This is a genomic window from Paenibacillus sp. ACRRY (assembly GCF_022346995.1).
Taxonomy (GTDB): Bacteria; Bacillota; Bacilli; order Paenibacillales; family Paenibacillaceae; genus Paenibacillus.
Genome location: NZ_JAKRNM010000018.1, coordinates 37,888 through 64,081 on the forward strand (window position 1 = coordinate 37,888; position 26,194 = coordinate 64,081).

The window sequence follows — 26,194 nt, forward strand, 5'->3', positions numbered from 1 at the left end:
CCTTTGCCATGGGAGGGTTGTTGGAAAATTTTCACGGAGTATGTCCGATAATAAATTGGGCGATAGAAGGAGGGACTAAAATGGCAAAGCAAAAAATTCGTATTCGTTTGAAAGCTTACGACCACAGAATTCTTGATCAATCCGCGGAGAAAATTGTTGAAACAGCAAAACGTTCGGGTGCTGGTGTATCCGGTCCGATTCCGCTTCCAACTGAAAAACAAATCATTACTATTCTTCGTGCGGTACACAAGTACAAGGATTCTCGGGAGCAATTCGAGCAACGCACACATAAGCGTTTGATCGACATCGTTAACCCGACTCCACAAACTGTGGATGCCTTGATGCGCTTGGATCTGCCGTCCGGTGTAGATATCGAAATCAAATTGTAATATAAATCAACAAGACCATGTATAAAGGAAAAGAGGTGTCAACATGAAAGGTATCTTAGGAAAAAAACTTGGAATGACTCAAGTGTTTACCGCTGAAGGTAACGTAGTACCAGTAACAGTTATCGAAGCAGGACCTTGTGTTGTTTTGCAAAAGAAAGATCTTGAGAACGATGGCTACGAAGCGGTTCAAATCGGATACTCCGATAAGAAAGAGAAAAATGCCAACAAGCCAGAAGCAGGACACGCTAAAAAAGCGAATACTGCCCCTAAGCGCTACGTTCGTGAACTTCGCGGCATCAACATCGCGGAATATGAAGTTGGCCAAGAGTTGAAAGCTGACATTTTCGCAGAAGGCGAATTCGTTGACGTAACGGGTATTTCTAAAGGTAAAGGTTTTGCCGGCGTAATCAAACGTTGGGGACAAAGCACTGGACCTATGTCTCACGGTTCTCGTTATCACCGTGGCCCGGGTTCGATGGGTTCGATCCAAGCTAACCGCGTTCCTAAAGGCAAACACTTGCCAGGACACATGGGTCATGAGACTGTTACAATCCAACGTCTTGAAGTTGTTAAAGTAGACGCTGAGCGTAACGTGTTGCTCGTGAAGGGTTCCATTCCTGGACCGAAAAACAGTCTTGTAAAAGTTAAAGAAACGGTGAAAAAATAACCACTGAAGAAAGGAGGAACACAAAATGCCAAAAGTATCAGTTTACAATGTAGATGGTAGCCAAGTGGGCGAAGTTGAACTGAACGATGCAGTATTCGGAGTAGAGCCGAACACTTCCGTTCTGTACGATGCAGTGCTTATGCAACGCGCTTCCCTTCGTCAAGGTACCCACAAAGTAAAAGGACGTTCTGAAGTACGTGGCGGTGGACGTAAGCCTTGGAAACAAAAAGGTACAGGTCGCGCTCGTCAAGGTTCGATTCGTTCTCCACAATGGAAAGGCGGCGGTATCGTATTTGGTCCGACACCTCGGAGCTATGCGTACAAACTGCCTAAGAAAGTTCGCCGTTTGGCGATCAAATCAGCTCTTTCATCCAAAGTGCTCGACAATGACATTATCGTTTTGGATGCTCTTTCGCTGAGCACACCTAAAACTAAAGAATTTGCAGCCATCTTGAACAACTTGAAAGTTGGACGCAAAGCTTTGATCGTAGCTCCTAGCTATGATGATAATGTGGCTCTTTCCGCACGGAATATTCCTGGCGTGAAATTCGTAGCAGCTGACGGCATTAATGTTCTTGACGTGCTTGCGCACGACAAACTGATCATTACGAAAGAAGCAGTTCAGAAGGTAGAGGAGGTGCTCGCGTAATGAAGGATCCTCGTGATATTGTTAAACGTCCGATTATTACGGAACGTACTGCTGACATGATGAATGACTTGAAATATGTATTTGAAGTCGATATCCGTGCAAACAAAACCGAGATCAAAAAAGCCGTGGAAGCTATTTTCAACGTAAAAGTGAAAAACGTGAACACTCTTCGTGTTCCAGCTAAGCCTAAACGGTACGGACGTTATTCCGGATATACTAGCGAATGGAAAAAAGCGTTTGTAACACTGACACAAGACAGCAAAACGCTTGAGTTCTTTGAAACTGTATAATTGAAATTGTTGAAGTAAGGAGGGAAACCCAGTGCCAATCAAAAAGTATAAACCGACATCCCCGGCAAGACGGAACATGTCCGTATCTACATTTGAGGAAATCACCACAGATCAGCCGGAGAAATCGTTGTTGGCCCCACTGAGCAAAAAAGCAGGCCGCAACAACCAAGGTAAAATTACAGTTCGTCACCACGGTGGTGGACACAAACGTAAATACCGTATCATTGACTTCAAACGTACTAAAGATGGAATACCGGGCCGCGTTGCTACGATCGAGTATGACCCGAACCGTACATCGAACATCGCCCTGATTCACTATGCTGATGGTGAGAAACGTTACATCATCGCTCCTAAAGGATTGAAAGTTGGAGATCAAATCTTCTCCGGTCCTGAATCCGACATCAAAATCGGTAACGCACTGCCACTCGAAAACATTCCAGTAGGTACCGTTATCCACAACATCGAGTTGAAACCAGGTAAAGGCGGACAATTGGTTCGTGCTGCTGGTACAGAAGCTCAATTGCTTGGTAAAGAAGAAAAATACGTTTCCGTTCGTCTCTCTTCCGGAGAAGTTCGTCGTATTCTGAAAGTTTGCCGTGCAACAATCGGTTCTGTTGGTAACCAAGACCACGAGCTCATCAAAATCGGTAAAGCCGGTCGTAGCCGTTGGTTGGGACAACGTCCTGAAGTTCGTGGTGTAGTAATGAACCCTAACGATCACCCTCACGGTGGTGGTGAAGGTCGTGCTCCAATCGGACGTAAATCGCCAATGTCACCATGGGGTAAACCTACTCTTGGTTACAAAACGCGTAAGAAAAATAAAGCATCTGATAAATACATCATTCGCCGCCGCACGAAGTAATACACACTGTGCATAACTTCGTGAGGCATCTGCGGATGCATAAACGCTACGTTTGAAGGGAGGATCTCCACATGGGTCGCAGTTTGAAAAAAGGGCCATTCATTGATGGCTACATGCTGAAAAAGGTAGAAGAGATGGACGCTTCCGGTAAAAAGAACGTTATCAAAACCTGGTCCCGTCGCTCTACAATTTTTCCACAATTCATCGGACACACATTCGGCGTATATGACGGACGTAAACACGTGCCAGTATACGTGACTGAGGACATGGTCGGACACAAATTGGGTGAGTTCGCTCCAACCCGTACGTACAAAGGCCATACTGATGATGACAAGAAAACAAGAAGATAAATGAACATCTTTAATGTTTGAGAGGAGGTTACACAATGGAAGCAAAAGCACATGCTAAGTTTATCCGGATTGCTCCTCGTAAAGTTCAACTCGTTGTTGACTTGATTCGCGGCAAGCAAGTTGGTGAGGCGGTTGCCATTCTCCGTCACACTCCGAAATCCGCTTCTCCAATCGTTGAGAAGTTGCTTAACTCCGCTATTGCGAATGCGGAACATAACTATTCTATGGATGTTAATAACTTGGTCATTTCGCAAGCTTACGTGAACCAAGGACCGACAATGAAACGTTTCCGCCCTCGTGCAATGGGACGTGCAAGTCGTATTAACAAACGTACTAGCCACATCACTTTGGTGGTATCTGAAAAGTAGAAGGAGGGAAAACGTGTGGGCCAAAAGGTAAATCCGGTCGGACTCCGTGTCGGAGTTATCCGTGACTGGGAATCTAAATGGTATGCAGGCAAAGACTTCGGTGATCTTTTGATGGAAGACGTGAAAATTCGTGAATTCCTGAAAAATAAATTGAAAGACTCCGCTATGTCTCGTGTTGAAATCGAGAGAGCGGCTAACCGCGTAAACGTAACGATTCACACAGCGAAACCAGGTATGGTAATCGGTAAAGGTGGATCTGAAGTTGAGAATCTTCGTAACCAAATTACGAAAATTGCTGGCGGTAAAAAAGTACACATCAACATCTCTGAAATTAAGAACCAAGACCTGGACGCAATCCTGGTAGCAGAAAGCATTGCACAACAACTGGAACGTCGCGTTTCTTTCCGTCGTGCTCTGAAACAAGCTATTCAAAGAACTATGCGCTCTGGTGCAAAAGGTATTAAAACTCAAGTGGGCGGACGTCTTGGCGGAGCTGAGATCGCACGTTCGGAAGGCTACAGCGAAGGAACTGTTCCACTGCACACGCTTCGTGCCGACATCGACTACGGTACAGCAGAGGCTCATACAACTTACGGCCGTATCGGCGTAAAAGTATGGATCTATCGTGGAGAGGTTCTTCCTACGGCTAAGAAACAAGCTGCTAAGGAAGGAGGCAACTAATCATGTTGGTACCAAAACGTGTAAAACACCGTAAGCAACAACGCGGACATATGAAAGGCCAAGCAAAAGGCGGAACTACGCTGAACTTTGGCGAATACGGTCTGCAAGCTACGGAACCGGCTTGGATTACGAACCGTCAAATTGAAGCGGCTCGTATTGCGATGACTCGTTACATCAAACGTGGTGGTAAAGTCTGGATCAAAATTTTCCCTGACAAACCAATCACTCAAAAGCCTCTCGAGGTTCGGATGGGTAGCGGTAAAGGTAACGTAGAAAAATGGGTTGCAGTTGTGAAACCAGGTAAGATCATGTTTGAACTTGCTGGTGTACCGGAGGAGATTGCACGCGAAGCGATGCGTCTTGCCGCTCACAAACTGCCAATCAAAACGAAGTTCGTGAAACGTGAAGAATTGGGTGGTGAAGCAAATGAAAGCTAGTGAATTTCGCAACCTAACCTCTGCTGAAATCGAGCAAAAGATTGCCGGATTTAAAGAAGAACTCTTTAACCTCCGCTTTCAACTCGCTACCGGTCAGCTGGATAACCCGACTCGAATCCGTGATGTGCGGAAAGAAATAGCTCGTGCTAAAACCATCATCCGTGAAAGAGAACTGGGTATCGGTTAATTAGAGGTCGGATATACATTCCGTCCGTAATCAGGAAGGAGGCCAACAATGAGCGAAGAACGTAACGCACGTAAAGTGCAAACTGGTAAAGTTGTTAGCGATAAAATGGATAAAACGATTGTTGTTGCTGTAGAAACTTACAAAAACCATAAGTTGTACCATAAACGCATCAAGGTTACTAAAAAGTTCAAAGCGCATGACGAAGAAAACACTGCGAAAATCGGTGACACGGTGAAAATCATGGAGACTCGTCCGCTTTCGAAAGATAAACGCTGGAGACTTACTGAAGTCGTAGAAAAAGCGGTTATCATCTAATGCATTATCAGCATAGCTGGAAGGAGGAATACTAAATGATTCAACCATTTACACGTTTGGCTGTAGCCGACAACTCCGGTGCGAAGGAACTGATGTGTATCCGCGTACTCGGCGGTACGGGACGTCGTACAGCACAAATCGGTGATCTGATCGTTTGTTCTGTAAAACAAGCAACACCAGGCGGCGTTGTCAAAAAAGGTGATGTAGTTAGAGCGGTTGTCGTTCGTACGAAACGTTCTGTACGTCGTAAAGACGGTTCCTACATCGGTTTTGATGAAAATGCAGCTGTTGTTGTAAAAGACGACAGAAGCCCACGTGGAACACGTATTTTCGGACCTGTTGCTCGTGAACTTCGCGAGAAAGACTTCATGAAAATCGTTTCCTTGGCCCCAGAGGTTATCTAATAGATTAAGCTCGTGATGTTTAGAAACAGGAGGTGTACGAAATGCCAAGAGTGAAAAAAGTTCTGGAATCCCATAACAACAAACTTCACGTTAAAAAGGAAGATACGGTTATGGTGATCAGCGGTAAAGACAAAGGTAAAAAAGGCCGTGTCATCGCTGCTTATCCTCGTGAGAACCGCGTCCTTGTGGAAGGTGTTAACATGATTAAAAAACACCAGAAGCCTAACCAGCAAAATCCGCAAGGCGGCATTATCGAGAAGGAAGCTCCGATTCACGTTTCCAACGTGATGCACATCGATCCAAAGAGCGGAAAAGTAACCCGTGTTGGTTACAAAGTGTTGGATAACGGAAAGAAAGTGCGCGTTGCTAAACGTTCCGGAGAAATTATCGACTAATTGAACCGAATGAGAAAGGAGGGCTATGATTCATGGCATCAAGAATGAAAGAACGTTACCTGCAAGAAATCGCTCCTGGTTTGATGCAGAAGTTTAACTATACAACGGTAATGCAAGTGCCTAAAATCGAGAAAATCGTTATCAACATGGGTGTGGGCGACGCTGTCCAAAACTCCAAAGTGTTGGATTCCGCAGTAAACGATTTGCAACTGATCGCGGGTCAAAAACCTGTAATCACTCGTGCTAAGAAATCTATCGCAGGTTTCAAACTGCGTGAGAACATGCCTATCGGTGTGAAAGTTACATTGCGCGGCGAGCGTATGTACTACTTCCTCGATAAATTGTTCAACGTTACATTGCCTCGTGTCCGCGACTTCCGCGGTGTATCGAGCAAAGCGTTCGACGGACGTGGTAACTACACACTGGGTCTGAAAGAACAATTGATCTTCCCAGAGATCGAGTACGATAAAGTAGACAAAGTCCGCGGTATGGACATTGTTATTGTAACAACGGCGAAAACAGACGAAGAGTCCCGTGAGTTGCTCACGCAACTGGGAATGCCTTTCGTAAAATAAAGTTGGCATAACGTTTCCGGGTGTCTGGAAGGACTCCCTTTTCTCCGAAATTATTTAGGAGGTGTCAGGCTAAAGTGGCAAAAACTTCGATGAAAGTTAAACAACAACGTACACCAAAGTTTAAAGTGCGTTCTTATACACGCTGTGAGCGTTGCGGACGTCCACATTCGGTGCTGCAAAAGTTCAAAATTTGCAGAATTTGCTTCCGTGAATTAGCTTATAAAGGCCAGATTCCTGGCGTGAAAAAAGCAAGCTGGTAAAAAGTCCTGAACGGGAAGGAGGTTAACTCACAATGACTATGTCTGATCCAATTGCAGATATGCTTACTCGTATTCGTAACGCGAACACTGTTCGTCACGAAACAGTAGAAATGCCTGCTTCGACAATGAAAAAACAAATCGCCGATATCCTGAAGCGTGAAGGTTTCATCCGTGACGCTGAAGTTATCGATGATAACAAACAAGGGATTATCCGTGTTTTCCTGAAATACGGTCAAAATAACGAGCGCGTTATCACTGGTCTGAAAAGAATCAGTAAACCTGGTCTTCGTGTTTACACGAAAAGCAACGAAGTACCTCGTGTACTTGGTGGCCTGGGTATCGCGATCATCTCGACATCCAAAGGTGTTATGACGGACAAAGAAGCTCGTCAATCGAAATCCGGCGGAGAAGTCGTTTGCTACGTTTGGTAATATAACGTCACAAGATAGGAGGTGCAACATATGTCTCGTATTGGTCGCAAACCAATTACAGTACCAAGTGGTGTGGACATCACACTGGACAACACCGTTATTACGGTAAAAGGACCAAAAGGAACTCTGACTCGTGAACTTCATAAAGACATGAAGGTTACAGTTGAGAACAACGAAATTACAGTTGTGCGTCCTTCCGATAACAAAACTCACCGTTCTTTGCACGGCACAACGCGTAGCGTTGTAAACAACATGGTGAGCGGCGTTACTGAAGGATTCGCAAAATCTCTGGAGTTGGTTGGGGTCGGATATCGTGCAAGCAAATCCGGAGATAAAATCGTTCTGAACGTTGGATACTCTCACCCGGTTGAAATTACACCGGAAGCGGGAATTGAATTCGAAGTACCTTCGAATACAAAAATCATCGTTCGCGGGATCGACAAAGAGCGCGTAGGTGCTTACGCTGCTAAAATCCGTTCCGTTCGTGAACCTGAGCCGTACAAAGGTAAAGGTATTAAATATGAAGGCGAGCGTATCATCCGTAAGGAAGGTAAAGCCGGTAAGAAGAAATAAGATTTCTCTTACCGCCTTTGCGCGGCTTTCGGCTTGCTTGCTTCGTGTGTTTCTAATATACCCCGTGGCTTCCGGTTTGAAGCCAGCGAGGTAACCTGAAAGGAGTGAATCCCTGAGATGATTACGAAACAGGATAAAAACAAGGCTCGTCTGAAAAGACACCTGCGTGTTCGTAAGAAAATCCAAGGAACGGCAGCACGTCCTCGTTTGAACGTATTCCGTTCTGGTAAACATATGTACGCTCAAATTATCGATGACGTAGCTGGTGTAACGATCGCTTCCGCGTCTACTGTAGACAAAGAACTGAGCAGCGACATCAAAAACGGCGCTTCTGTTGAGTCAGCTCGTAAAGTTGGCGAACTCGTTGCAAAACGTGCGAAAGACAAAGGCGTTTCCAACATCGTATTTGACCGTAGCGGATATCTGTACCATGGTCGTATCGCAGCATTGGCTGAAGCGGCTCGTGAAGCAGGACTTGAGTTTTAAGATATTTTTCAAAAGGAGGTTAACGACTTGCGTGTAGATCCGAATACTTTGGAACTGACTGAAAGAGTTGTAAATATTAATCGCGTAGCTAAAGTAGTAAAAGGCGGACGCCGTTTCAGCTTTAGCGCACTGGTTGTAGTCGGCGACGGCAACGGCTGGGTTGGAGCTGGTATCGGTAAAGCGGGCGAAGTACCTGATGCAATTCGCAAAGGTATTGAAGATGCTAAGAAAAACCTTGTACACGTTCCACTCGTAGGAACATCGATTCCTCACTTGGTAACAGGTAAGTTCGGCGCAGGACGCGTTCTGTTGAAACCAGCATCTGAAGGTACTGGTGTTATCGCTGGTGGTCCTGTGCGTGCGGTTCTCGAACTTGCTGGTGTAGGTGATATTTTGACAAAATCTCTGGGTTCTTCGAATTCCATGAACATGGTCAATGCGACTTTGGAAGGTTTGTCCCGTTTGAAGCGTGCTGAAGACGTGGCTAAACTGCGCGGAAAATCCGTCGAAGAGCTTCTGGGTTAAGGAGGGAATCTCATGGCTAAATTGGAAATTACCCTCGTCCGCAGCTTGATCGGACGTCCGGAGACGCAAAGAACAACTGTGAAAACATTGGGCTTGCGTAAAATCAACAGCAAAGTGGTTCAAAACGATAATCCAGCCATTCGTGGTATGATTAACAAAGTAAGCCACTTGGTTGCTGTTAAAGAAGTAGAAGCTTAATACGGGATATTCCCATAAATCTTTAAGGAGGTGCAACGAACGATGAAGTTACATGAGCTTTCCCCAGCTCCTGGATCCCGCAAAGAGCGTAAACGTCTTGGTCGCGGTCCAAGTAGTGGTACGGGTAAAACATCAGGTCGCGGTCACAAAGGACAAAACGCTCGTTCCGGCGGTGGTGTACGTCCGGGCTTCGAAGGTGGACAAAATCCATTGTATCGTCGCTTGCCAAAACGTGGTTTCGTAAACCCAACTCGCAAGGAATATGCGGTTGTGAATATTGAAGACCTGAACAGTTTTGCTGCGGGTACTGAAGTAACTCCAGAATTCTTGATGACGAACGGCGTAGTTAAAAACGCTAAATCCGGAATCAAGATCCTGGGTAACGGTGAAGTCACTGTGAAGCTGACTGTTAAAGCTAACAAGTTTTCTCAATCTGCGGTGGAGAAAATTGAAGCTGCCGGCGGTACAACCGAGGTGATTTAATGTTCAAGACCCTAAAGAATATCTGGCGGGTTGAAGATCTGCGCAAAAGGGTATTATTTACCCTTTTTGTACTGATCATTTACCGCATCGGATCCTTCGTTCCAGTACCTGGAGTAAACAAAGAGGTTTTCGAAGCGACAAATTCTGCGGGTAAAGAAGTTTTTGGACTTCTAAATACGTTCTCGGGTGGAGCACTGTTCCAGTTCTCGATCTTTGCACTCGGGATCGTACCTTACATCACTGCGTCTATCATAGTACAGTTGCTTTCCATGGACGTTATCCCTAAGTTAGCGGAATGGGCTAAGCAAGGTGAACAAGGTAAGAAGAAATCAGCTCAGCTGACTCGTTATTTAACGATTGGTCTGGCATTGATTCAAGCGTTTGGTACGTCGATCGGATTCAACCGCTTGTACAATACAGAGATGGTGCCTAACGCCACTTTTGCTGATTATATCTTGATCGCGATTGTACTTACGGCCGGTACTTCATTCCTGATGTGGCTTGGTGAGCAGATCACCGAGAAGGGCATAGGAAACGGGATTTCGATTTTGATCTTTGCGGGTATCCTATCAACGGTGCCTAACATTATCAAACAGACAATCGAATCCGACTTCATTCAACCTGATCAGTTGTTCATGAACATCCTTAAAGGTGTAATCGTCGCAATTGTTATTGTGTTGATTATCATCGGTGTCATTTACATTCAACAGGCGATTCGGAAAATTCCTGTACAGTACGCAAAACGCGTCGTAGGTAACAAAATGTACGGTGGACAGAATACACACATCCCGCTGAAGATTAACGCAGCAGGTGTTATCCCTGTCATCTTTGCTTCATCTCTGTTGATGTTCCCAACGATTATCGCCAACTTCTGGGCTGATCGTTTATGGGCACAGTGGATCGGACAAAATCTGACTACTCACAAACCTCTGGGTATGTTATTGTATGTCGTGATGATCTTCGGTTTCACTTTCTTCTATACTTTCGTACAGATGAATCCACAGCAGATGGCTGATAATATGAAAAAGAACGGCGGTTACATCCCAGGCATTCGCCCGGGTAAAGCAACCGAGAAATATCTGACCCGTGTCATGACTCGTTTGACAATGGCCGGAGCCATCTTCTTGGCAGTCATTTCCGTTCTGCCTGTATTCTTAGGGGCACTTTCTGGTTTGCCTCAATCGGCGCAAATTGGAGGAACGTCTCTCCTGATCGTTATCGGTGTTGCGCTCGATACCATGAAGCAAATCGAAAGCCAATTGATCAAACGCCACTACAAAGGTTTTATCAATAAATAGGCAATAGGTACCGGTCAAGCTAAGATTTACTTGCCGGCACCTATTGTGCTGTTTGTTGATGTAGGGTAGTCTTGGAGGGAGTGACATAACGTGAACATCCTATTCATGGGCCCTCCGGGGGCAGGAAAAGGAACGCAAGCAGACGTCATCGTGAAAGAGTTCGGTATTCCCCACATTTCAACAGGCGATGCATTTCGTCTGGCGATTAAGCAGGGAACTCCCATTGGCCTGAAAGCCAAGGAATATATGGATCAAGGATTGCTTGTACCAGATGATGTAACCATCGGCATCGTTGAAGAACGATTGCAGCAGCCTGACTGCAGAGAAGGATTCCTCTTGGATGGTTTTCCAAGAACCCTGTCTCAAGCTGAAGCGCTTGATGGCATCCTGGACCGACTGAACTCAGGTCTCGATCATGTAATCAACCTGAAAGTGGACCGCGACAAATTGCTGGCTCGTTTGACGGGTCGTCGCATTTGCAAAAACTGTGGCGCCACTTATCATGTCGTATTCAATCCGCCTAAGCAGGAAGGTATTTGTGATAAATGCGGCGGCGAGTTGTACCAACGTTCGGATGATAACGAAGAGAGCGTAGGAACTCGTCTTGACGAATATATCAACAAAACAGCACCACTCCTCACGTTTTATGAGAACAAGGGTCTTCTTCGTCAAATGAACGGAGAACAGGATATTGATCAAGTCTCTCAAGAGATCGTGTCCTTACTGCGAGGTTAATTGAATGATCATTGGTAAGTCCGAAACGGAACTGGGCTTGATGAGGGAAGCAGGGAGAATAGTTGCGGAAACGCATCGTCTCTTGGCAGAGCATATCGCTCCCGGTATTACGACTGGAGAACTTGACCATATGGCCGATCAATACATCCGCAGTCAAGGAGCTGTGCCGTCTTTCAAAGGTTATAACGGTTTTCCTGCCAGTGTGTGCGCTTCAGTAAATGAAGAGTTGGTGCATGGATTTCCCGGCAAACGCAAGTTGAACGAGGGCGATATCGTTACGTTTGACATTGGCGCGCAGTACCAGGGGTATCATGGAGATTCTGCCTGGACTTATCCGGTCGGCCGTATTTCCGAAGAAGCCCGTCGTCTTCTGGACGTTACCGAGGCTTCGTTATACGCAGGTCTGGCGCTGGTTAAACCGGACGTTCGCTTGTTTACTATATCTCATGCGATTCAGAAATATATTGAGGATGCCGGTTTTTCGGTAGTTCGGGAGTATGTCGGTCACGGCATAGGAGCGGATCTGCACGAAGAACCCCAAATTCCAAACTATGGTCTTCCTGATCGGGGACCACGGCTTAAAGCGGGCATGGTGCTGGCCATAGAGCCGATGGTTAACGCAGGTAGCCGGTATGTGAAAACGCTGGAAGATAACTGGACTGTCGTAACTGTTGACGGTTCGTTATGTGCCCACTTTGAACACACCGTAGCAGTTACACCAGATGGCATGGAAATTTTCACAAAACTGAATGCGTAGGTGATGAGGCATGAATAATCAGTCTAATCCGCAGCTCGGTCAACTTGTGAAGATCCGTAAAGGCCGCAATGCGGACCAAGCCGCGGTAATTGTTGCTATAGCGGACAGTAGGTTCGTGTATATAGCGGATGGAGACAAACGTAAGTTTGATCAACCCAAGAAGAAGAATATTCTTCATCTGGAGCTCCAGCCGATGATCAGCAGCGAGGTTGTAAACAGTTTAAACGAGAGTGGTCGGGTGACAAACGGAAAACTCCGCTATGCGGTTCATTCGTTTCTGGAATCCACCAACATTCAAGCTGAAGAGAAAGGAGACTGACTAATGGCCAAGGAAGATGTCATTGAAGTGGAAGGTACGGTTCTTGAACCGCTGCCGAATGCAACATTCAAGGTTGAGCTTGAGAACGGTCATCAAATTCTCGCTCACGTTTCCGGCAAGCTGCGGATGCACTTCATCCGTATCCTGACTGGTGACAAAGTAGTTGTTCAGTTATCGCCTTATGATCTGACAAAAGGACGTATAACTTACCGTAAATAGTAGTAGACAGTTGCAATGAACTGTGAAGCTTGAAGCGGGTTTTGCCCGGCAAAACTTGCGAAAGCTTCGAAGCCGGTTTTACAATGGTAAAACGAGGTCAATGCTTACGAAGAGAGTTTTGCTAAGCAGAACTTTGAGGAGGTAATTCACATGAAGGTAAGACCTTCGGTCAAACCGATTTGCGAAAAATGCAAAGTCATTCGCCGCAAAGGGAATGTTATGGTTATCTGTGAAAATCCGAAACACAAACAAAAACAAGGTTAATGAAGGGGGTGTAGCGTAAAATGGCACGTATAGCTGGTGTGGATTTGCCACGTGATAAGCGCGTTGAGATCGCCTTGACTTATATTTTCGGAATCGGTAAAACGACTTCCCAGAAAATTCTGAGCTCTACAGGCATCAATCCGGACACTCGTGTTCGTGATTTGACGGAAGATGAAGTCAGCAAATTGCGTGAAAGTATCGACAAAGAGGTCAAAGTAGAAGGTGACCTGCGTCGTGAAATCTCTTTGAATATTAAACGTTTGACGGAGATCGGTTGTTACCGTGGAGTTCGTCATCGTCGTGGTCTGCCTGTTCGTGGACAACGTACGAAAACGAATGCTCGTACTCGTAAAGGTCCTCGTCGTACAGTAGCGAACAAGAAGAAATAATAAGGGGGGATAAGAGAAAATGGCTAAACCGAAAAAAGTCGTACGTACTAAACGTCGTGACCGTAAAAATATTGAATCTGGCGTGGCACATATCCGTTCCACTTTCAATAACACTATCGTTACCATTACGGATCCTCACGGAAATGCAATTTCGTGGGCAAGCTCCGGCGGCCTCGGATTCAGAGGTTCCCGTAAATCGACTCCGTTTGCTGCACAAATGGCTGCTGAGACTGCTGCCAAAGCTGCAATGGAACATGGGATGAAAGCCGTTGAGGTTATGGTTAAAGGACCAGGCGCAGGCCGTGAAGCAGCGATTCGCTCTTTGCAAGCTGCAGGTCTGGAAGTTAACCTGATCAAAGACGTAACTCCAGTCCCACATAACGGATGCCGTCCTCCAAAACGTCGTCGTGTCTAATGAGATTTGCCCCTGCGTGTGGTATAAATCCAGCACAATCTGCTAATAATGGTTGTTTAGGCATACTACTACATGTTTTCGCAAGAGAAGGTAAATGTTTCATAGAGGACCGACGTTTTGAAGGAGGGGTATTGCAGTGATTGAAATCGAAAAGCCGAAAATTGAGACGGTAGACGTCAACGATGATGGCACCTATGGGAAATTCGTAGTAGAACCGCTAGAGCGCGGATACGGAACGACGCTTGGAAACTCGCTTCGCCGAATCTTGCTCTCGTCACTGCCGGGTGCGGCAGTGTCTTCGGTTCAAATCGATGGCGTTCTGCATGAATTTGCTACAGTTCCTGGCGTAATGGAAGATGTAACGGAGATTATTCTTAACCTGAAAGCTTTGTCGCTAAAAATTCATTCGGATGAGGAGAAAGTGCTCGAGATTGATGCTGAAGGCGAAGGAGCAATCACGGCTGGAGATATCCGTGCTGATTCCGATGTGGAAATCCTTAATCCGGATCTGCACATCGCTACGCTCGGACCAGGTTCGAGACTTCACATGCGTATTTTTGCCAATCGCGGTCGCGGCTACGTCCAGGCAGATCGGAATAAACGCGATGACCAGCCGATCGGCGTCATCCCAGTCGATTCCATCTTCACCCCGATCAGCCGCGTTAACTACGCTGTGGAAAATACGCGTGTTGGCCAAGTAACCAACTATGACAAGCTCACGTTGGAAGTTTGGACAGACGGAAGTATTCGTCCTGAAGAGGCTGTAAGCCTCGGCGCTAAAATTTTGACCGAGCATTTGATGCTCTTCGTGGGTCTTACAGACGAAGCGAAAGACGCTGAGATCATGGTCGAAAAAGAAGAAGACAAAAAAGAAAAAGTACTCGAAATGACGATCGAAGAGCTGGATCTCTCTGTTCGTTCCTACAACTGCCTGAAACGTGCCGGTATTAATACCGTGCAAGAGCTGACTACGAAAACGGAAGAAGACATGATGAAAGTCCGTAACCTCGGACGCAAGTCTTTGGAAGAAGTTCAAGAGAAGCTCGAAGAATTGGGTCTGGGACTCCGTACAGAAGAATAGACAGCTGAGTGCTTGAAGTGAAGGAGGGAAAACAATGGCATACCAAAAGTTGGGCCGTAATTCCAGCGCACGTAAAGCTTTGTTCCGTGACCTGGTAACCGACCTGTTCTTGTACGAGCGCATTCAGACAACTGAAGCGAAAGCAAAAGAGGTTCGCTCTATTGCTGAAAAACTGATCACTAAAGCGAAAAAGGGAGATCTTCATGCCCGTCGCCAAGTGGCAGCTTATGTTCGCCGCGAAACTATCGATGGTGAGCAAGATGCAATCCAAAAACTGTTTAGCGAATTGTCCGGTCGTTACGCTGAGCGTCCAGGTGGATACACTCGTATCCTGAAACTGGGACCTCGTCGTGGTGACGCAGCGCCTATGGTTTACTTGGAACTGGTTGACCGCGCGTAAAACAGATGAGATGAGGAAAGGGGACAGAGTCGATGATTCTGGATTAACCCTTTTTTTCACTTCATTTCGGAATTCGTGCTGTAATAGAAGCTCCGGAAGGGGCTTCTTTTGCTGTTCGGGGTAGGGTATGTTTAGTATGGAACAAAGGTGTGGTAATGATGCGCAACTTGTGTATGACGCTAACTTATGATGGCACTGCTTATTACGGCTTCCAGGTACAGCCGGGAGGGAATACCATCCAGGATCATCTTGAAGATGCCATTCATGCATTGACAGGTGAGACGGTAAAGATAACGGGGTCAGGTAGGACCGACGCGGGTGTTCATGCTCGCAGACAGATCTTCAACTTTTTCACCGAATCTCAAATCCCGATTGAACGATGGTGCATTGCACTTAATTCTAGATTACCTTCGGATATTGTTGTTATTGATGCGATAGAGGTACCGCTTGAGTTTCATTCTCGCTATGCAGCGAAAACGAAGACGTACCGCTATACGATCAATGCAAATCAATTTCCGGATGTATTCAACAGAAGGCTGCAATACCATCATCATGCCAGATTAGACGTAACTGCAATGCAGAAGGGGCTTCGTCATTTTATTGGTACGTATGATTTCACCTCCTTTGCTTCTCGCAAGTCTCAGAAAGACAATCATGTACGTTCGGTATACGATGCATGGATAGAGGTTGACCGTTCAATGTGTAGAGATCATCCGCGCGATCAGGGAGTCATTCATATTTATGTGAGCGGCAACGGCTTTTTGCAGCATATGGTTCGCATTATTGTAGGTACACTGCTGGAGATCGGAGAGGGCAAACGGAAAGCCTCTGATGTACCGAATATGATTGCCGCATGTAATCGCTCTGCTGCAGGACCAACTGCGGTAAGTTGTGGTTTAATGCTCTGGGATCTTGAATACAAAAAAGATTAAATTTGGTGAGTGAAAAGCTTAATTAACACTTGCGATTTAAGCTCCTATCATGTAATATAAAAGTTGTGTTTTCTTAATGGCTTTCCCACAGCCCCAATTAAGAGGTTCACATCGCAACAACTATCCATCAACACCTAAAGTTATCACTTAATGAACGAAGATAAATGAAAAATGAGATTTTGAACATTTTAAGGAGGAACTTTTCATGCGTACCACGTACATGGCGAAGCCTAACGAAGTTGAGCGCCAATGGCACATCATTGATGCCGAAGGCAAAACGCTCGGACGTTTGGCGAGCGAAGCAGCTGCTTTGATCCGCGGCAAACACAAGCCACAATTCACTCCACATGTGGACACTGGCGATTTCGTAGTTATCATCAATGCGGAGAAAATCGTATTGACTGGTAAAAAAATGCAAGACAAAAAATACTACCGTCACTCGATGCACCCAGGTGGTTTGAAAGTAACTACTGCAGAAGATATGGTTAAAAACAAACCGGAACGTATGTTGGAATTGGCTGTTCGCGGTATGCTTCCTAAAACTCGCATGGGCGAAAAAATGAAGCTGAGACTTAAAGCGTACAGAGGCACTGAGCATCCACATGCAGCACAAAAACCAGAAGTTTACGAACTTCGCGGTTAATTAAAAGGAGGACAGTTTCATGGCACAAGTACAATACTATGGGACAGGTCGTCGTAAACATTCGGTAGCTCGTGTTCGCCTTGTACCGGGTGAAGGACGCATTGTCATCAATAAACGTGATATTAATGAATACTTCGGTTTGGAAACACTCAAACTGATCGTAAAACAACCATTGACTTTGACAGAAACGCTTAGCAACTATGACGTTTTGGTTATCGCTCATGGTGGCGGTATCTCTGGTCAAGCTGGAGCAATCCGTCATGGTATCTCCCGCGCTCTGCTCAAAGCAGATCCGGAATACCGTGCTTCCCTGAAAAAAGCAGGATTCCTGACTCGTGACCCACGGATGAAAGAACGTAAAAAATACGGTCTCAAAGCCGCTCGTCGCGCTCCTCAGTTCTCCAAACGTTAATATGCACTACAAGCCTCTGGCCTCGGCCAGAGGCTTTTTTGTTGTCTTTTAAAGCAAGGTTTAGTTGATCCAATAGAATCCCACAGATATTTTGTTATATATGGGTAATCTAAATATGGCTTATTTCTAATTTTAAATACGGCTGAAGGTGGTCAATCTGTACAGTTTGAGCGTGATGACAATCATCAGTTTTTTTTATAAAAACAATAAAAGTCGCTTACATGTATGCACGAAGAATGAAGGGTCTTTTCATACATTTTAGGTCTTATTGCATCTTTTACTTGAGATTAGCACGAGTATAAATCCATTCCAAATTTAATACAGTTTAAGCCGTATACTCCAAAGGACAAAGGGGTTCATGATTAGCGTGCCGAATTGAATCTCTAGTACATTCTAGTCTGCTTAGAATTATTAAAATGGTTTGAATGAAAAGATTCAAGGTGCTTTCACATAATATTTTTAAATCACTCAGAAAAATGGGCTCCAAATGCGTCATTTTACCATGTGGCAGGCATTGACATCCCCCCTGAAAGATTTATACTATACATAATTCATATTAGAATGGTCGGCATTAAATTTTTCGGGAAAAGCAGAATGGGGGAAATTCAGAAATGAACTTGTTGGAAAAAGAAGATCTTGCTCGGAAGAAAGCAGAAGAATTGGAAAATGCAAGCCCTGAGGATATTATTCGTTACGCTGTTGAGACATTCCCAAATATCACTTTTGCATGCAGCTTTGGTGCGGAAGATGTTGTACTTGTAGATATGCTGCAGAAGATCAGTCCCTCGACGGATGTTTTTTATCTCGACACTGATTTTCATTTCAAGGAAACGTATGAGACTCGTGATCTTATGAAAGAGAAATACAATTTGGATTTTGTGCGTGTCTCTCCTAAAATTACGCCTGAAGAGCAGGCGGCCCAACATGGAGATGAATTGTGGAAATCGGACCCCAATGCTTGCTGCAATATTCGCAAGGTTGAGCCGCTGACACGTATTCTTTCCCAGTATGATGCATGGATCACGGGAATTCGCAGAGATCAGGCACCGACTCGTGCGAATGCGAAGAAAGTGGAATACGATACGAAGTTTGGACTTATGAAATTTAACCCGATCGCTCATTGGACTTCTGAGGATGTGTGGGAATATATACGTGCTAATAATGTTGTATATAACCCGCTGCATGATCAGAACTATCCGAGCATTGGTTGTGAATATTGCACCCGTCAAGTTATGCCTGGGGAAGATCCGCGTGCAGGACGCTGGTCCGGAAATGACAAAACAGAATGCGGACTCCATAAATAATGTATTCGAATCAGTTGGGGAGACTCTTAGACTTCACATCATAGCTTTGAACATTTCTCTATCGAACCATCACTATGTAGAATTAGGGTGCTGACAAAATTACATCGATTCTGCCTCAATGAGGTACGCTGGTGTAGCGTGTCGTACAAGGAGAAGAACGGGAACAATTATTGCGCGAATGAGAGAGCTTATCCTCGTTGCGTATTAGCAGCTGATTCATTTCTGACTTGGATATGATAGGAGTAGGTGCATTCTCCCCTCTTACAGGGTTCTTGAATGAAAAAAGACTATTTTTGGTGGTCTCCCGTATGTGTCTTTCGAATGGAACGGTATGGAGTATTCCCATTACATTAGCTGATGACGAACAGCAGGTGCTTCTCTTAAGGTGGGAGTGACAATTACACTGATTGGGGAAGATGATAACGTAACCTACGGCCTGCTGGAAGTACAGAGTGTGTACACCGTGGATCAGGAGGAAGAAGCAAGGCGTGTATTCATGACGGATGGCTCAAAGCATCTAGGTGTGAAAAGCTATTGGGACGACCTGCAACATATGTGGAAAGACCATTTCAAGTCTTGAATCGTCCTAAGCCGGCCATATTCGAACAGTTTTATTTTGGCCCTGCAGAGACACGGAGAATGTTTTAGGTAAAAGATGGAAGAAAGTTGCGGGCCTCCAAACACGGAATCCGGTTCATCGTGCCCATGAGTACATTCAAAAGAGGGCCATGGAGATTGTAGATGCCCTATTTGAACCTTCTTTTGAGAGAAACCAAAATCCGATAACGTCCCTGCCGATGTCCGCATGAAAAGTTATCTGGTGCTACTCGAGAACGACTATCCAGCGGATCGTGCTTTTCTGGGTCTTCCCGGCAGCTATTCGTTATACTGGTCCGCGTGAAGCCGTATTCCATGCGATGGTGCGCAATAATTACGGCTGTACTCACTTTATTGTGGGACGTGACCATGCAGGTGTGGGTGATTACTATGGAACTTATGAAGCTCAGGAGATCTTCTCGAACTTTACAGCGGAAGAGCTGGGATCACTCCTTTATTCTTCGAGCATAGTTTTTTCTGCACACTAAATGTGGCAACATAGCATCAAGCAAAACATGCCTACACGGTAAAGAGCATCACATGACGTTACCCAGTACAAAAGTGTGGTCTGCTCCGTGATGGAGAGTGTCCTCCACCAGAGTTTACTCGACCTGAGGCAGCTGAAATACTGATTGAGGGAATGGCGGAGCAAGTCCGCTCCTAACGGTATATTTGTCCACCTTGTCCCATATAGATGATTAGAGTCATTTATAGGGACGAGGTGGTTTTTTTATGCGTAAAAATATGGGGAAGCATTTTGTGGTATGGATTCGGCTGCGTACAGTAAAGCGTGTGCTATTAAGCCTCTGTCTGCTGGCGATGTTGGTGGCTGTGGTGACGTATGAACTCCCTTCATCCAAGACTTCCGGATATTGGGGGCTGCCGCTAGCAGGCAAAGTCATTGCAATTGATGCAGGGCATGGTGGACCAGACGGGGGAGCTGTGAGCAAGCAGGGGGTCATCGAGAAGGATATTAATTTATCGATTGCCTTGTATGTACGGGACTATCTGCAGCAAGCTGGAGCACTGGTTGTCATGACGCGAGAGATTGATACAGATCTTGCAGAGGCAGATACCAGAGGATATTCCAAACGGAAGACAGAAGATCTCAAGCAACGAGTAAGACGAATTGAAGACAAGCAGGCAGATCTGTTTATCAGCATTCACATGAACAGTGTCCCTTCGAACCGCTGGAGTGGTGCACAGGTCTTTTATACACCCAACCACCCGGACAATGAAGGATTGGCCAATCTGTTGCAGCAAGAAATGATCCGTAATCTTGAAAATACAGATCGAATTGCAAAAACGGTAAACACCGTTTATCTGCTGCAGGCATTGAAAATTCCGTCTGCTCTTGTTGAGGTTGGTTTCCTATCCCATCCCGATGAGGCACGTCTTCTTGCAGATGAAGCATATCAGCGTAAAGTAGCCGCTTCCATCTATAATGGGATCTTGAGGTATTCCTCGGGGGAACGTCCCAAAAGTTAGTTACAAAGACTAGGACAATGTTATAATTAACTCAGCATACCTAATTACATGCCAATAGATAAAGCTGAGGTGCTGTCTGATGATATCCAAAGAACAGATACTTGAACTATTGCAACCTTTACAGGAACCACAATTGGGAGTGAGTCTGACCGAGCTTCAATGGATTCGTGATGTCATGGTAAAAGAAAACCATGTGGCACTGACCATTGTTACATTGGACAATCAGACTGAGGATACAACTGCTCTTAGTGATGCCGCACGTAACCTATTGTCTCAACATGGGGTTCAGGATGTACATATACGCCTGCGTGCAGCATCAGAACATGAACGAGAGAGCGTGAATGAAGGACAACCAGGGAATGAGCAGAATGACGAGGAAGTACTTGTAAAAGGCCACGCAGCAGGTCTGGATGGTCATGCGTTATTAAGCCCAGAATCGGGTGTTCGCTATATTGCAGTAGCAAGTGGCAAAGGTGGGGTAGGTAAATCTACAGTCACAGTGAATCTGGCTGCTGCTCTCGCCCGGCAAGGTAAAAAGGTTGGATTAATTGATGCGGACATCTATGGTTTCAGTGTACCTGATATGATGGGGATTGAAGAATACCCTGTTGTAGAGGATGGAATCATTCAGCCGGTCGAGCGTTTCGGTGTGAAAGTGATGTCGATGGGATTTTTCATTCGTGAAAATAACCCTGTAATCTGGCGTGGTCCAATGTTGGGTCGCATGCTGCGTCAGTTCTTCACGGATGTAAATTGGGGAGAACTGGACTACATGCTGCTTGATTTGCCACCAGGAACAGGTGACGTAGCTCTGGATGTGCACCAAATGCTGCCACAGAGCAAGGAGATCATCGTTACAACGCCTCACGCAACAGCAGCATTTGTAGCTGCGAGAGCGGGGGCGATGGCGATTCAGACCGAGCATGAGCTGCTGGGTGTGGTAGAGAACATGGCTTATTATGAGTGTGGCAAATGTGGAGAGAAAGACTATGTCTTTGGCCGTGGGGGCGGTGGACGTCTTGCAGAAAGCCTGCATACAGAGCTCCTCGCACAGATTCCTCTTGGTTCACCGGACAATCATCCATCGGAGCCTGATTTCTCGCCATCTGTATATAAGGCTGATACACGCATCGGTGCCATATACGATGAAGTAGCCCAGACAATTGAGACTAAGTTTTAGCATATTGAAAAAAATTTCCTCAACATCAAAAAGCCTGCATCCATCGGATGCGGGCTTTTATAGCTTATAACATGTTTGCACTTCTATAACAGGGTCAACTGTAAATCAACTATGTCTTACTGATTTATGATCCTCCGCCACTTCCGGAGTCACCACCACTACCCCCATCTCCACTGTCGCCGCCGCCACTTTCGCCCTCTTGTCCGCCGCCACCCGCTTGTTGTCCGCCTTGTTCCTGTCCGCCGGATTCAACTTTCGGTTGCAGCTCTTCCTGTACCACCTTTTTAAGCAGCGTCAGCACTTCCATTCGGAATAATGGATTCTGCATGACCTCCTGCATTACTGTCATGGTCTGTTTACGGTACTCTGGAGTTTTGGTCATGTCCATAAACATTTTGGATACTTCCGGCGACTTCATGATATCCCCAACCGATTTCTGGTAAGTAGGGTCTTTGATTAGCTGCATATGCAGCTGTTTGCTCTGCGAGTTAATGGCTTTGGCAAATTCACTCGCAAATTGTGGATCTGTCATGATTTTTTCGAATTCCTTTTGGTACTCGGGAGCCGTGATGGTATCTTTAACAGCAATACGTATTTGTTCTGAAGATTGCATGGGCATTAACATTTTCATACCAATGGTTCCAGACCCGCCACCCGATCCGCCGCCACTTTGTTCGGAATCCCCACTTTCACCGCCGCCCCCCGAGGAACTTTGGCCAGTTAGAGCTTCTTCTACAGCCTTCTTGCCTTCATCACTTTTTAGAATATCCACGACCATGGTTTTCATCTCTTTATAACTGCCCTGAGGAGGCGAAGAATTCTGATCTGAACCGCAGCCGGCGAGCATGACGGATAGCCCCAAAAGGGCGCAGCTGAGCTGCCACAAAGGCCGTTTCATGTGCATAACCCCTCCTTGATTAGATACTGCATGTAGTATGTGATGGGCAAGCACTAAATATGTTGAATGATGATGGTTTTTTGTTGAGAAGGTTGGTAAAATAAACTCTCGGGGGTGGAAAACATTTGAATTTACGTAAATGGTTTTTCCTATTTTGGACAGCCTTACTTATCGGAGCAGCCGGATCGCTAGTTACAGGTCTCATTATGATGCTGGTGAACGGGGAGAGAACGAACGGAATTATCGATTTTCTGCTGTATCTCCTGATTTTATTTGGATCAGGCGTGATGATTAGTGTGTATTCTCAGATGGGTTTTTTCGCTTACTTGATACTGAATTATATGGGTAAAGGCGTATTTCCGAAACGCGGATGGCAAATGGTACAGCTTGTTTTAACCGTGCTCGCTTTGCTAGACGTTATGTTTTTGCGTTTGTTCGTCGGAGGCGGACGAGAGCGTTTGTCCGATATCGTGCTTGGAATCATTATTTTGGCAGCTGCAATTGTTACCGCTTACGTGAAAGTGAAAAAGACACATATTTCGGCATTAGTCCCAACGCTCTTTTTTATGATTGCAGTTACCGTGGTTGAGACGATCGGTGTGCTCCGAATCGATGTAAATGCCGCTACCACCTTTATTGTGGTCCCATTGCTGGTATGTAATGCATACCAAATGCTAATATTACATAAGCTGGTAGATGGATCTGCAGAGCAGGCAGTGAGCGGGAGAACGGAGCAAGCATAATGAAGATGGCTATTTAGGATCCTTTATAAAACGCGAAAAAGAGCTAACCTGGTTAGCTCTTTTCATTTTTGCTGCTGAACCTTTAGTATTGAATATACAGCTGTAGTTTAACCGTCAATCTTGTGAGTGTTATATTATTGAGCACTGGCTTGATCGCGAACTTCTGTACCTTTGGCACTGGAATGATTCAGCAATTCGGAGACTGTCACAAATTCATACCCCTGGTTTCTTAATTTATCGATAATGACTGGCAGTGCTTCATGAGTTTGTTTGGAAGAATCGCTTGCATGCAGGAGTACGATATCTCCAGGGTGAGCTTTGCTGACTACCCGATCTACAATGGTCTGGACACCAGGGTTCTTCCAATCCTGTGAGTCGGTATCCCATTGAACGACCTGGTAGTTTAGACTGCTGGCTACTTGAAGTACGCGTTTGTCAAAATCCCCATTAGGCAGACGAAGCAGATTCGGTTCTTTTCCCGTTAAATCGGTTAAAATGCTATGAGCTGTCGAAATTTCCTTGCGAATTTCTTCTTCAGTCATGCTGCTGTAATTATCGTGCTTATGTCCGTGGCTGCCAATTTCGTATCCCGCTTCCTTGATGGAAGTTACAATCTCGGGGTGTGTCTTGCTCCAGGGGGAGGATAAGAAGAAGGTGGCTTTCTCTACTTTGTTATCCTTCAGCACTTTAAGGATGGGTTCCGTGCGCTTATCGCCCCAGCTAATATCAAATGTCAATGCAATTACTTTTTTCTCTGTTGGTACGTTGTACACAGCCGAAGGTGCATCCTCCGAGAATACAGAAACATTGCCGCTTTCCAGATAAATAATCCCGATAGCAAAGACGGCAGCAGCCAGCACAATCAGGAAACGTTTAATCTTTTTGCCACTGAATACATAGAACGAGTTCATTCAATAAGCGCCCCTCTCCCATAAGAAATGCTTGTTTACTCTCCAATGTATGCTCGTACAGCGCAGTTATTCGCATGAGAAATTTGTTTGTCCATCAACTTCATGTATTAGGAGGTTACCATGTTAAAATTCAGTACATTTCTAAGGGATCTAGGATCCATTCGTAACGCATTAATCTGGTCGGTCATATTGTTTGTAGCAGGGATAGGAGCTGGATGGGTAAGTACGGGACCGCTGCAGGAGATATTATTGAACCAAATAGGTGGACTTCAAGAGGTAAGTAGACAGCTCGAACAGAGCGGAAATGTGCAATGGAACTTCTTTATCTTTATCTTTTTTAATAATGCCATCAAAAGTGTGCTCGTGATCTATGCAGGTATTTTCTTTGGAATTTTGCCTGTTATATTTTTAGTAATTAACGGAATGGTTATTGGTTTTCTAGTGCATATCACTACAGATAATGGAGCGAGCCTTTTTGATATCGTGGTGAAGGGGCTTTTACCACACGGAATTATAGAAATTCCCGTCATCATCATTGCCTGTGCTTGTGGTCTCAAGTTTGGGGGACTGGCGTCCAGAAGCCTGATTGAACTTGGAAGTGCCAAGCGGCATGGATTAGGAAAACAGTGGGAGACTTTTTTGCGGAGGACACTAACCGCCTCGTGCTGGGTTGTAATCCTGCTGTTCATTGCAGCTATTATTGAAAGTACGATTACCTTCAGCATTGTGCGTGGATAAATTTGTATGGAATGTCATTCATAAATTTTCAGAAAGTTGACCATAACAATAAAACGGGTTCCAGCAATCCCTTAGAGAAGAGGATTTTATAACTCAGAGGGGCTGGAATCGGCGCGTCTAATATTAGCCCTGACTCTAGAGGTGCGGGATTTAATATATAAATATAAGGGCGCGCCTTATCCATATGCAGAAAAAGGAGAACTCTTAATGCTGGGTATGCTGTTTAACGAGAAGGAATGTAAGGAACTCGATTATGTGTTACGTAAAGAGCTGGATGAGATGTTGTTTGACCTCAGTGATAATCGCCTCGACCAGGAGATCAAATACGCTATAGCGAGTAGATACAAAACAGTATTCCGCATGTATGCTCGATTCGCTCCGCCGAAGGAGTTGTCCAAATACGCAAGAAGTGGCAAACTCAAAAAGTCTAAACCGTAAGATGCATGGTACAGAGCTTCAAATGTGCACTATAATTGTTGAGCGAGGTGCGGCCCTTACAGCCAGCGCTGTACCTCTATAACTAGACGAACCTATAGATGGAATAACATCAATGAAACAAAATGTCGAAAAAGGGTTGACCTATTGGTTTAGATATGATAAATTAATTTTCGTTCCTTTTTAGGACAAACCACTAAAACAAGTGACTGCAGTAAAATGAATGAATAACATTCATGAAAAAAAAGTGCTTGCAAAGTGGAGCTGAACATGATATATTATAAAAGTCGCCGCTGAAAACGACGACAACATGAAAAACAGCAGTAGATTGAATGTTTGATCTTTGAAAACTGAACAACGAGTGAGTAAATGATCTTGCTTGCAAGATCGACAAATGAGATTTTTAATCTCGTCAGATTCAAAATGAGCTAATCGCTCTTTTCAATACTTTATTGGAGAGTTTGATCCTGGCTCAGGACGAACGCTGGCGGCATGCCTAATACATGCAAGT

42 protein-coding genes, 1 rRNA gene and 2 pseudogenes are annotated in these 26,194 nt (G+C 45.2%); 43 read left to right on the forward strand and 2 right to left on the reverse strand.

Annotated elements, in window-relative coordinates:
• Positions 1-80: 80 nt before the first annotated feature.
• From rpsJ to MH144_RS29210, 39 genes and pseudogenes are all read left to right on the forward strand, one after another.
• The gene (gene rpsJ / locus MH144_RS29015; protein WP_017692074.1) at positions 81-389 is read left to right on the forward strand and encodes a 30S ribosomal protein S10; all 309 of its coding nucleotides are present in this window, start codon (positions 81-83) and stop codon (positions 387-389) included.
• A gap of 43 nt (positions 390-432) precedes the next feature.
• Positions 433-1,056, forward strand: coding sequence for a 50S ribosomal protein L3 (rplC, locus tag MH144_RS29020; protein ID WP_095362280.1), 624 nt, complete (start codon positions 433-435; stop codon positions 1,054-1,056).
• A 25-nt stretch (positions 1,057-1,081) separates the two neighbouring features.
• On the forward strand, positions 1,082-1,705 hold the full coding sequence (rplD, locus tag MH144_RS29025; protein ID WP_095293419.1) for a 50S ribosomal protein L4: 624 nt from the start codon (positions 1,082-1,084) through the stop codon (positions 1,703-1,705).
• Positions 1,705-1,995, forward strand: coding sequence for a 50S ribosomal protein L23 (gene rplW, locus MH144_RS29030; protein ID WP_024633586.1), 291 nt, complete (start codon positions 1,705-1,707; stop codon positions 1,993-1,995). Before rplD ends, rplW begins: the two co-directional genes overlap by 1 nt.
• A gap of 31 nt (positions 1,996-2,026) precedes the next feature.
• On the forward strand, positions 2,027-2,857 hold the full coding sequence (gene rplB, locus MH144_RS29035) for a 50S ribosomal protein L2 (protein ID WP_095293418.1): 831 nt from the start codon (positions 2,027-2,029) through the stop codon (positions 2,855-2,857).
• Positions 2,858-2,928: 71 nt separating this feature from the next.
• Positions 2,929-3,207 (forward strand): 30S ribosomal protein S19, encoded by a 279-nt coding sequence (gene rpsS, locus MH144_RS29040; RefSeq protein WP_095293417.1) that lies wholly within the window; start codon positions 2,929-2,931, stop codon positions 3,205-3,207.
• A 35-nt stretch (positions 3,208-3,242) separates the two neighbouring features.
• Positions 3,243-3,575 carry a 50S ribosomal protein L22 gene (gene rplV / locus MH144_RS29045; RefSeq protein WP_095293416.1) on the forward strand — a complete coding sequence of 111 codons (333 nt, stop codon included), beginning with the start codon at positions 3,243-3,245 and terminating at the stop codon, positions 3,573-3,575.
• 15 nt (positions 3,576-3,590) lie between these two features.
• Positions 3,591-4,256, forward strand: a complete 666-nt coding sequence (gene rpsC, locus MH144_RS29050) for a 30S ribosomal protein S3 (RefSeq protein ID WP_090924673.1) — start codon at positions 3,591-3,593, stop codon at positions 4,254-4,256.
• Positions 4,257-4,258: 2 nt separating this feature from the next.
• Positions 4,259-4,693, forward strand: a complete 435-nt coding sequence (rplP, locus tag MH144_RS29055) for a 50S ribosomal protein L16 (protein ID WP_017692082.1) — start codon at positions 4,259-4,261, stop codon at positions 4,691-4,693.
• On the forward strand, positions 4,683-4,880 hold the full coding sequence (gene rpmC / locus MH144_RS29060; protein ID WP_017692083.1) for a 50S ribosomal protein L29: 198 nt from the start codon (positions 4,683-4,685) through the stop codon (positions 4,878-4,880). The genes rplP and rpmC overlap by 11 nt, the downstream gene beginning before the upstream one ends.
• 48 nt (positions 4,881-4,928) lie before the next feature.
• Entirely contained in the window at positions 4,929-5,195 is a 267-nt protein-coding gene (rpsQ, locus tag MH144_RS29065) for a 30S ribosomal protein S17 (RefSeq protein WP_056697701.1), read from the forward strand.
• Positions 5,196-5,230: 35 nt separating this feature from the next.
• Entirely contained in the window at positions 5,231-5,599 is a 369-nt protein-coding gene (gene rplN, locus MH144_RS29070) for a 50S ribosomal protein L14 (protein ID WP_090905289.1), read from the forward strand.
• 41 nt (positions 5,600-5,640) lie between these two features.
• Positions 5,641-5,994, forward strand: coding sequence for a 50S ribosomal protein L24 (rplX, locus tag MH144_RS29075; protein ID WP_024633578.1), 354 nt, complete (start codon positions 5,641-5,643; stop codon positions 5,992-5,994).
• Positions 5,995-6,026: 32 nt separating this feature from the next.
• Positions 6,027-6,569, forward strand: a complete 543-nt coding sequence (gene rplE, locus MH144_RS29080; protein ID WP_095293414.1) for a 50S ribosomal protein L5 — start codon at positions 6,027-6,029, stop codon at positions 6,567-6,569.
• A gap of 74 nt (positions 6,570-6,643) precedes the next feature.
• Positions 6,644-6,829 carry a type Z 30S ribosomal protein S14 gene (locus tag MH144_RS29085; RefSeq protein WP_095362279.1) on the forward strand — a complete coding sequence of 62 codons (186 nt, stop codon included), beginning with the start codon at positions 6,644-6,646 and terminating at the stop codon, positions 6,827-6,829.
• Between the two features lie 32 nt (positions 6,830-6,861).
• Positions 6,862-7,260: a 30S ribosomal protein S8 gene (rpsH, locus tag MH144_RS29090; protein WP_095293413.1), complete on the forward strand. Its 399-nt coding sequence runs from the start codon at positions 6,862-6,864 to the stop codon at positions 7,258-7,260.
• Between the two features lie 30 nt (positions 7,261-7,290).
• Positions 7,291-7,833, forward strand: a complete 543-nt coding sequence (gene rplF / locus MH144_RS29095) for a 50S ribosomal protein L6 (RefSeq protein ID WP_017692089.1) — start codon at positions 7,291-7,293, stop codon at positions 7,831-7,833.
• Positions 7,834-7,950: 117 nt separating this feature from the next.
• A complete protein-coding gene (rplR, locus tag MH144_RS29100; protein WP_095293412.1) occupies positions 7,951-8,319 on the forward strand; it encodes a 50S ribosomal protein L18 in 369 nt (122 codons plus the stop codon).
• Between the two features lie 27 nt (positions 8,320-8,346).
• Entirely contained in the window at positions 8,347-8,844 is a 498-nt protein-coding gene (gene rpsE, locus MH144_RS29105) for a 30S ribosomal protein S5 (RefSeq protein WP_017692091.1), read from the forward strand.
• Between the two features lie 12 nt (positions 8,845-8,856).
• Positions 8,857-9,042, forward strand: coding sequence for a 50S ribosomal protein L30 (gene rpmD, locus MH144_RS29110; RefSeq protein WP_017692092.1), 186 nt, complete (start codon positions 8,857-8,859; stop codon positions 9,040-9,042).
• A 42-nt stretch (positions 9,043-9,084) separates the two neighbouring features.
• Positions 9,085-9,525 carry a 50S ribosomal protein L15 gene (gene rplO, locus MH144_RS29115; protein WP_095293411.1) on the forward strand — a complete coding sequence of 147 codons (441 nt, stop codon included), beginning with the start codon at positions 9,085-9,087 and terminating at the stop codon, positions 9,523-9,525.
• The gene (gene secY, locus MH144_RS29120; RefSeq protein ID WP_095293410.1) at positions 9,525-10,823 is read left to right on the forward strand and encodes a preprotein translocase subunit SecY; all 1,299 of its coding nucleotides are present in this window, start codon (positions 9,525-9,527) and stop codon (positions 10,821-10,823) included. The genes rplO and secY overlap by 1 nt, the downstream gene beginning before the upstream one ends.
• Before the next feature lie 90 nt (positions 10,824-10,913).
• Complete coding sequence (locus MH144_RS29125; protein ID WP_095293409.1) at positions 10,914-11,558, forward strand: adenylate kinase; 645 nt, start codon at positions 10,914-10,916, stop codon at positions 11,556-11,558.
• 4 nt (positions 11,559-11,562) lie between these two features.
• Positions 11,563-12,315: a type I methionyl aminopeptidase gene (gene map / locus MH144_RS29130; RefSeq protein ID WP_239305648.1), complete on the forward strand. Its 753-nt coding sequence runs from the start codon at positions 11,563-11,565 to the stop codon at positions 12,313-12,315.
• A gap of 10 nt (positions 12,316-12,325) precedes the next feature.
• On the forward strand, positions 12,326-12,634 hold the full coding sequence (locus tag MH144_RS29135; RefSeq protein ID WP_095293407.1) for a KOW domain-containing RNA-binding protein: 309 nt from the start codon (positions 12,326-12,328) through the stop codon (positions 12,632-12,634).
• Positions 12,635-12,637: 3 nt separating this feature from the next.
• Entirely contained in the window at positions 12,638-12,853 is a 216-nt protein-coding gene (gene infA, locus MH144_RS29140; protein ID WP_017692098.1) for a translation initiation factor IF-1, read from the forward strand.
• A gap of 150 nt (positions 12,854-13,003) precedes the next feature.
• Positions 13,004-13,117 (forward strand): 50S ribosomal protein L36, encoded by a 114-nt coding sequence (gene rpmJ, locus MH144_RS29145; RefSeq protein WP_003333770.1) that lies wholly within the window; start codon positions 13,004-13,006, stop codon positions 13,115-13,117.
• Positions 13,118-13,137: 20 nt separating this feature from the next.
• Complete coding sequence (gene rpsM, locus MH144_RS29150) at positions 13,138-13,506, forward strand: 30S ribosomal protein S13 (protein ID WP_095293406.1); 369 nt, start codon at positions 13,138-13,140, stop codon at positions 13,504-13,506.
• A gap of 19 nt (positions 13,507-13,525) precedes the next feature.
• On the forward strand, positions 13,526-13,921 hold the full coding sequence (gene rpsK, locus MH144_RS29155; protein WP_017692100.1) for a 30S ribosomal protein S11: 396 nt from the start codon (positions 13,526-13,528) through the stop codon (positions 13,919-13,921).
• 136 nt (positions 13,922-14,057) lie between these two features.
• Positions 14,058-15,002: a DNA-directed RNA polymerase subunit alpha gene (locus tag MH144_RS29160; protein ID WP_024633566.1), complete on the forward strand. Its 945-nt coding sequence runs from the start codon at positions 14,058-14,060 to the stop codon at positions 15,000-15,002.
• A gap of 34 nt (positions 15,003-15,036) precedes the next feature.
• The gene (gene rplQ / locus MH144_RS29165; RefSeq protein WP_017692102.1) at positions 15,037-15,402 is read left to right on the forward strand and encodes a 50S ribosomal protein L17; all 366 of its coding nucleotides are present in this window, start codon (positions 15,037-15,039) and stop codon (positions 15,400-15,402) included.
• A 158-nt stretch (positions 15,403-15,560) separates the two neighbouring features.
• Positions 15,561-16,334 carry a tRNA pseudouridine(38-40) synthase TruA gene (gene truA / locus MH144_RS29170; protein ID WP_239305649.1) on the forward strand — a complete coding sequence of 258 codons (774 nt, stop codon included), beginning with the start codon at positions 15,561-15,563 and terminating at the stop codon, positions 16,332-16,334.
• 205 nt (positions 16,335-16,539) lie between these two features.
• The gene (gene rplM / locus MH144_RS29175) at positions 16,540-16,977 is read left to right on the forward strand and encodes a 50S ribosomal protein L13 (protein WP_095293404.1); all 438 of its coding nucleotides are present in this window, start codon (positions 16,540-16,542) and stop codon (positions 16,975-16,977) included.
• A 19-nt stretch (positions 16,978-16,996) separates the two neighbouring features.
• Positions 16,997-17,389 carry a 30S ribosomal protein S9 gene (gene rpsI, locus MH144_RS29180; protein WP_056697740.1) on the forward strand — a complete coding sequence of 131 codons (393 nt, stop codon included), beginning with the start codon at positions 16,997-16,999 and terminating at the stop codon, positions 17,387-17,389.
• A 611-nt stretch (positions 17,390-18,000) separates the two neighbouring features.
• Positions 18,001-18,693, forward strand: coding sequence for a phosphoadenylyl-sulfate reductase (locus MH144_RS29185; RefSeq protein WP_239305650.1), 693 nt, complete (start codon positions 18,001-18,003; stop codon positions 18,691-18,693).
• Positions 18,694-18,926: 233 nt separating this feature from the next.
• Positions 18,927-19,273 (forward strand): annotated as a pseudogene (locus MH144_RS31135) (hypothetical protein).
• A 19-nt stretch (positions 19,274-19,292) separates the two neighbouring features.
• Positions 19,293-19,778 (forward strand): annotated as a pseudogene (locus tag MH144_RS29195) (hypothetical protein).
• A gap of 244 nt (positions 19,779-20,022) precedes the next feature.
• On the forward strand, positions 20,023-20,778 hold the full coding sequence (gene cwlD, locus MH144_RS29200) for an N-acetylmuramoyl-L-alanine amidase CwlD (protein WP_095293402.1): 756 nt from the start codon (positions 20,023-20,025) through the stop codon (positions 20,776-20,778).
• A gap of 79 nt (positions 20,779-20,857) precedes the next feature.
• Positions 20,858-21,958 carry an Mrp/NBP35 family ATP-binding protein gene (locus tag MH144_RS29210; protein WP_275440368.1) on the forward strand — a complete coding sequence of 367 codons (1,101 nt, stop codon included), beginning with the start codon at positions 20,858-20,860 and terminating at the stop codon, positions 21,956-21,958.
• A gap of 124 nt (positions 21,959-22,082) precedes the next feature.
• Here the strand turns inward: MH144_RS29210 and gerD are convergent, their stop codons facing one another.
• Positions 22,083-22,856, reverse strand: coding sequence for a spore germination lipoprotein GerD (gene gerD, locus MH144_RS29215; protein WP_239305651.1), 774 nt, complete (start codon positions 22,854-22,856; stop codon positions 22,083-22,085).
• A gap of 125 nt (positions 22,857-22,981) precedes the next feature.
• Between gerD and MH144_RS29220 the strand changes: the two genes are divergently transcribed.
• A complete protein-coding gene (locus tag MH144_RS29220; protein ID WP_239305652.1) occupies positions 22,982-23,599 on the forward strand; it encodes a KinB-signaling pathway activation protein in 618 nt (205 codons plus the stop codon).
• A gap of 134 nt (positions 23,600-23,733) precedes the next feature.
• On the opposite strand, the gene pdaB is transcribed toward MH144_RS29220, so the two are convergent.
• On the reverse strand, positions 23,734-24,510 hold the full coding sequence (pdaB, locus tag MH144_RS29225) for a polysaccharide deacetylase family sporulation protein PdaB (RefSeq protein WP_095293398.1): 777 nt from the start codon (positions 24,508-24,510) through the stop codon (positions 23,734-23,736).
• 120 nt (positions 24,511-24,630) lie between these two features.
• Between pdaB and MH144_RS29230 the strand changes: the two genes are divergently transcribed.
• From MH144_RS29230 to MH144_RS29240, 3 genes are all read left to right on the forward strand, one after another.
• The gene (locus tag MH144_RS29230) at positions 24,631-25,248 is read left to right on the forward strand and encodes a stage II sporulation protein M (protein WP_239305653.1); all 618 of its coding nucleotides are present in this window, start codon (positions 24,631-24,633) and stop codon (positions 25,246-25,248) included.
• Between the two features lie 207 nt (positions 25,249-25,455).
• Positions 25,456-25,686 (forward strand): hypothetical protein, encoded by a 231-nt coding sequence (locus MH144_RS29235; RefSeq protein WP_095293396.1) that lies wholly within the window; start codon positions 25,456-25,458, stop codon positions 25,684-25,686.
• A gap of 446 nt (positions 25,687-26,132) precedes the next feature.
• Positions 26,133-26,194, forward strand: a 16S ribosomal RNA gene (locus MH144_RS29240); the annotation flags it as partial.